Annotated in this window: 4 protein-coding genes, 1 tRNA gene and 1 CRISPR repeat array; of the genes, 4 read left to right on the forward strand and 1 reads right to left on the reverse strand. The window is 51.2% G+C overall.

Features of this window, described 5'->3' with window-relative positions; genetic code table 11:
• The first annotated feature begins 174 nt into the window (after positions 1–174).
• The 4 genes from CO583_RS07500 to cas2 all read left to right on the forward strand — a co-directional run bounded on the left by CO583_RS07500 (position 175) and on the right by cas2 (position 5,414).
• The gene (locus CO583_RS07500) at positions 175–849 is read left to right on the forward strand and encodes an N-acetylmuramoyl-L-alanine amidase-like domain-containing protein (RefSeq protein WP_248630690.1); all 675 of its coding nucleotides are present in this window, start codon (positions 175–177) and stop codon (positions 847–849) included.
• Positions 850–1,045: 196 nt separating this feature from the next.
• On the forward strand, positions 1,046–4,231 hold the full coding sequence (gene cas9 / locus CO583_RS07505) for a type II CRISPR RNA-guided endonuclease Cas9 (protein ID WP_248630692.1): 3,186 nt from the start codon (positions 1,046–1,048) through the stop codon (positions 4,229–4,231).
• Positions 4,189–5,088, forward strand: a complete 900-nt coding sequence (gene cas1, locus CO583_RS07510) for a type II CRISPR-associated endonuclease Cas1 (RefSeq protein ID WP_086431345.1) — start codon at positions 4,189–4,191, stop codon at positions 5,086–5,088. Before cas9 ends, cas1 begins: the two co-directional genes overlap by 43 nt.
• Positions 5,085–5,414, forward strand: coding sequence for a CRISPR-associated endonuclease Cas2 (cas2, locus tag CO583_RS07515; RefSeq protein ID WP_043557960.1), 330 nt, complete (start codon positions 5,085–5,087; stop codon positions 5,412–5,414). Before cas1 ends, cas2 begins: the two co-directional genes overlap by 4 nt.
• Positions 5,415–5,471: 57 nt before the next feature.
• Positions 5,472–5,770: direct repeats of the CRISPR family, unit length 35 nt; unit sequence AGCCTACCATAGGCAAATCGGTAGGGAAACCACGG.
• Positions 5,771–5,873: 103 nt separating this feature from the next.
• Here cas2 and CO583_RS07520 read toward each other — a convergent pair.
• Positions 5,874–5,950 (reverse strand) — tRNA-Met (locus tag CO583_RS07520).
• Positions 5,951–6,000: the final 50 nt, after the last annotated feature.

A 6,000-nucleotide genomic window follows, 5' to 3' on the forward strand; every position in this document is an offset into this window, starting at 1 on the left:
GGACATCATCATGCACGGACTAAACAACGGCATCTGCCTCATGGTCATGAGCACGCACCTGCTGCCGCCCCGCCATCTGATGCGCCCGCTCTCAGTACGCTCTCAGACACAACACGTCAGCAGATTACCCAACTTGTCAGCATAGCTCCTCATAAATCACGGCAAGAGCGCATCATGCTGATCTCACAATTCATGAAGGGCACGCCCTATCTGGCGCAGCCACTTATTGGCTCAGCGAATACAGCTGAAGAACTTATTCTTTCATGGCGGGGTGTAAATTGCATGACCTTCGTGGAAATCATTCTAGCCGCTAGCCAAAGCTTTAATGTGGAGCAATTCATACACGCACTAATCGCCACACGATACAGTCATCATCATGTCAGCTTTACAGAACGACGACATTTTCTGAGTGACTGGTTACATGGTTCACCCGTTCTCTGTCGTGATCTGAGCCCGAAATTTTCGTATGCACAGCGGGTTGAGAAAACACTGAACCTGAAACTCTCTTCTTCCAACAATCCAGATAACGGGCATGAAAAGACCCAAGACCGTTATGTGCCGGGTATTCCACTGAAGGAACGCCTCATCACCTACCTGCCAACACGACCATTGCTTGATGATTTACAAACCGGTGGTGTTCGCAAGATTGTAAAAACGGGCGATGTTATCGGTATTTATAGCCCATTGGCAGGGTTAGATGTCTTCCATATCGGGCTAGCAATTTGGCACGGTAGAACCCTGCTCTTCCGCAACGCCTCTTCCCTTCCCGAACATCGCTATGTCGTGGACACCCCCCTTGACCACTACTTACAAGAGCGCCGAGGGGCCATCATATATCGCCCCCGCTAGGCAATAGCGAGACACAACACAATCATAATATATTGATAAATATAGCTAATAAGGGAATCCCTCCCCCTCGTAAACGAGGGGGAGGTAATCCTTCGCATGGAAAACCATGTTACCGTGGTTTCCCAACCGATTTGCCTAGAATCGATACTAAAAATAATACTCAAATGATGTCAATAGACATGAAGGAAAACATTTTATGACACCTATCTCCGAATCCCTCCTATTCGGTCTTGATGTTGGAATCAGCTCATGTGGCTGGGCCGTACTCAAGCACTCAGACACAACAGGACACATAGAAGCCCTTGGAAGCTGGTGCTTTGATGCCCCCGAAACAAAGAAAGAACGCACACCCACCAATCAGATCAGACGCTCCAGCCGCCTTCTCCGCCGTGTCGTCCGCCGTCGCCGCAACCGGATGACTGAGATACGCCGTCTCTTTGCTCGGCATGGCCTGATTGATAATGACCGACCAGATGCTCTCCACCAACCTGCCATTGACCCATGGGAAATGAGGAGACGGGGCCTTGATCACAAACTGACCCCCGAAGAATTTGCCGTAGCCTTGGCTCATATTGCCAAACATCGAGGCTTCAAATCCTCTGCGAAACGTGTCGGAAGCAATGCCTCGCCTGACGACAGTAAAATGTTGGCCGCGCTTGAAAAAACCAAAAAGCTATCAGACCAATATCGCACAATCGGCGAAATGTTCGTCCATGAGTCCGCCTATGTACAGCGGCGGCGCAACCGGGATGGTCTCTTTGACCGTACAATAAGCCGGGATGACCTCTCTAAGGAGGTCAAAACCCTCTTCAATAGGCAAGATGCGCTAGGCAACCCCGTTGCCAGTACCGAAATTGAGGAAGCTTTTACCCGCATCGCCTTTTGGCAGAACCCCATGCAGGACAGCGGCGTACTTGTAGCCTCCTGCCCTTTCGAGCCGAAAGAAAAACGTTCATCCCGGTTCTCACCGTCCTTCGAGCGGTTTCGTCTTCTCTGCCGCCTTATCAATCTCCGTGTCACCGATGGCCCAGAAGAACGCCCTCTGACAGAAGAAGAGCTACGCCTTGCCTACGAGCACGCAGGTAAAACACGCAAACTGACAGCCGCCGCCATCCGTAAGCTCATCGGTCTACGGGATGATCAACACTTCACCACCATACCACCAGAGCAAGAAAAACAAGACATCACAAGCCGGACGGGAGAGACATTTGCAGGCACGGCAACGTTCCGTTCCGTACTGGGAGAATCGTTATGGCGGCAGTTACTGCCACATCCTGAATGGCTTGATAACGCTGCATGGATCATCAGTTTCCATGAACTAACGGAAACTATCATAAAGAAACTGGGCGAAATCGGCCTTCCTGTCGAAGCCTACGAACTCATCTGCGATGCTCTGAAAAGTGACAAAAGTCCATTTGCAAAATTCAAAGGGGCCTCCTCCCTCTCCGACAAAGCCGTACGGGCTCTTATCCCCTACCTTCAGCAGGGTCTAACGTACGACAAAGCCTGCCAGAAGGCGGGATATGATCACGCTGCATCCCGATTCAGCGGCCGTGCAACAATCGATACAAAAGCCAAATTTAACGCTCTCATGGCTGAGGTCCGGGACAGTATTGCCAACCCCATCGCCAGAAAAGCCTTGAGTGAAGGGATGAAACAGCTCTGGGCCATGCGAAACCGCTGGGGTCTACCGGGGGCCATCTGTATTGAACTTGCTCGTGATGTAGGTAACAGCCTTGAAAAACGTAAGGAAATTGAGCGTAACCTCAAAACCACGGCCAAACAGCGTGCCAGAGAGCGTGAAGAAGCCTGTGAACTACTGAACTTGAAGGAGGTTTCTTCAGATATCCTCCTACGGTACCGCCTCTGGAAAGAACAGGGAGGCCGCTGCTGTTATTCGGGCAAGTCCATTACACCGGACATGCTCATGGCACAGGATAATCGGATTCAGATTGATCATATCCTGCCTTGGTCTCGTTTTGGGGATGACAGTTACAGCAATAAAGGGCTTTGTCTCGCAAAAGAAAATCAAGCCAAAAAAAACCAGACACCCTATGAGTGGATTCATGGCCAGGGAACCACGGCCCAGAAGGAACAATGGGACAAATTTGTCGCCGATGTGGAAAGCCGTAAAAACACCAAGGGCCTGAAAAAGCGCAATTTCCTTCTTAAAGGCAGCAAAGAGATAGAGGAACGGTTCCGTAGCCGCAATCTCAATGATACACGCTATGCGGCCCGCCTGATGGTCGAGGCGGCACGCCTGCTATATCCCGCCGGACAGCGCGGCGAAAAAGGGGGAACAAGGCGGGTATTCACCCGTCCTGGGGCTCTAACAGCTGCTCTCCGTCATGCTTGGGGTGTTGAATCCCTCAAAAAGATCGGTGGGGAACGCCTCCATGATAACCGTCATCATGCACTGGATGCCGCCATTGTGGCTGCTGTCAGCGAAGCGGAAATCCAGAAACTCACGAAGTCTTTTCAGGAATGTGAGCAGAAAGGCCTATCCCGCCCCATGCGGGATGTTGCCCCACCATGGGACGGATTCCGGGATCAGTTAAAAGAAAAATACGAGACCATTTTCGTCGCCCGTCCCGAACGCCAGCGGGCCCGTGGTCAAGGCCACGAAGCCACGATCCGACAGGTCCGGAAAGAAGAAACAGGCCCGGTCATCTATGAACGCAAAGCCGTCAGCGCCCTAACCTTAGCTGATCTTGCCAAAATCAAAGACCCAGACCGCAATGCCGGTCTTATCGCCTCCCTCCGCCAGTGGATTGAAGCTGGGAAACCGGCAGACAAGCCACCAAGAACCCCGTGCCACCAGAGCGCAGCAGGCCATGAAATACGCAAAGTACGCCTTGCTACCATAATTACACCAGCTGTTCCTGTCCGAGGGGGCATGGCGAAGAGAGGTGACATAACACGGGTTGATATCTTCAAAGTCATCGGGAAAAAGGGGAAGCCAGAATGGTACATGATCCCCATATATCCCCACCAGATCATGAATCGTTCCCAATGGCCAGCTCCCCCTAATAAAGCTGTCGTCGAAAAAAAATCCGAGGAAGACTGGCCTATCATGGGGGCAGAAGCTCAATTCCAGTTTAGTCTCTATCGCTACAGTTATGTGCAGCTTTCTAACGAGAAATCTGTCATAAAAGGATATTTCTACAGCTGTAATCGGTCAAAAGCTTATATTACTCTAGTCGATTCAACCGAATCAACCGACTCAACCGATGCTGCACCGTCACAAAAAGACAAATGTATAAAAACCCTGGAGCATATCCAAAAATTTTCCGTTAATCGCTTCGGCGAATTGTCACCCGTCAAACAGGAAACACGAACATGGCATGGCGTTGCGTGCACATCTCCCGACCAGCACGATTGAAGCTAAAAGACGGACAAATGCTTATTGTGCAGGATGATGACACCATCACCCTGCCATTAGAGGACATAGCCTGCTGCGTACTCGACACGCCACAGATCACTCTTTCTGGTGCCCTGCTTTCCACGCTTGCCGTGCAGGGCATCATCTTGATCGTACCGGATGCCAGACACCACCCAGCCGGACTTCTCCTCCCCTTCCACCAACACTATGCACAAGCAGACATCATACAGTTTCAGATATCCGCTTCTTTGCCACTCCGTAAACGACTTTGGCAGCTGCTCGTCACTACCAAGATCAACAATCAAGCGGCCGTTCTGAACATGCAAAGGCATAGTGAGGCCAACAGGTTGCAAAACATGATAGACCTCGTGACCTCAGGCGATAAGGCTAACATCGAGGCACAAGCCGCCCGCTTTTACTGGTCCCGGCTTTTTCTCAACTTCACTCGCGCCAACGAAGCTGATAAGCGCAATGGCCTTTTAAATTATGGCTATGCCATCCTTCGTGCAGCCTTGGCACGTGCCTGCGTTGCTGCAGGACTTATCCCTTCACTAGGAGTGCATCATGCATCTCGCACCAACGCCTTCAATCTTGTTGATGATCTCATAGAACCTTTCCGCCCCTTCGTGGACCAGATGGTAGCCCAATACCATCCGGAGCCAGCCACTGCTTCAGCCAGTCTTGAGGACCGCCAGTTCATGGTTGGCATCCTGTCACAATCTGTTCTGATAGGCCAAGAAACCATGACTATTCTTGCAGCGACTGAAATTGTTGCCTCTAACCTGGTTAAAGCCCTTGAACATAACAGTGCTGCCTTACTGCGCCTGCCTGTCTGCATCGCTGGGGGTAGCTCATGAAAGCAGAGGAGACCCGATTCTTGTGGCTAATAATCTTTTTCGACCTCCCCGTCCGCACCAAAATTCAAAGGCGGCAGGCAGCGCAGTTTCGTAATTTCCTACGTGATGATGGATTCATCATGCTACAATATTCTGTCTATGTTCGTGTCGGACGGGGACAAGACAGTCTCGATAAACATTTACGCCGGGTTCGGACCGCCCTCCCTAAAGAAGGAAGCGTCCGAGCTTTGCAAGTAACGGACAAACAGTATGGAAGGATGGAGATTATGCTCGGCCTTGCCAAAAAAACCGAAGGAATAGGCACGAAACAGATGGTGTTGCTATGATTTTCGATCGTAAAAACAATAAAAAATCATGCAACATCAATCTGTTACGCAAGAGCTAGCCTACCATAGGCAAATCGGTAGGGAAACCACGGCCTAAGTTCGGCTGTCATCCCATCACTCGTGAGCCTACCATAGGCAAATCGGTAGGGAAACCACGGCGACGCCACCCTCATCCAGCAGAGCGGCGCCAGCCTACCATAGGCAAATCGGTAGGGAAACCACGGCTTGTAGATAGGCCAGCTTTCGCCATCCGTAAGCCTACCATAGGCAAATCGGTAGGGAAACCACGGTTTCTTGTCTGTGACTGGAAAGGCTGGCTATAGCCTACCATAGGCAAATCGGTAGGGAAACCACGGCCCTTTCGCCGTGAGGCCCTTGGAGCAATCGAACCTACCATAGGCGAATCGCTAACCATCCAAGCGATTTGGAGCAATGTATTTTGTTTGGGGGGGATATTTTTGGATGCGGGGGTAGGATTTGAACCTACGACCTTCAGGTTATGAGCCTGACGAGCTACCGGGCTGCTCCACCCCGCGTTGGTGGGTGGTTTTTATGGGGGTGGGTGAGCGAGGGGACCTGGCGGCGA

Source organism: Parasaccharibacter sp. TMW2.1882 (genome assembly GCF_023337635.1).
Taxonomy (GTDB): Bacteria; Pseudomonadota; Alphaproteobacteria; order Acetobacterales; family Acetobacteraceae; genus Bombella; species Bombella apis.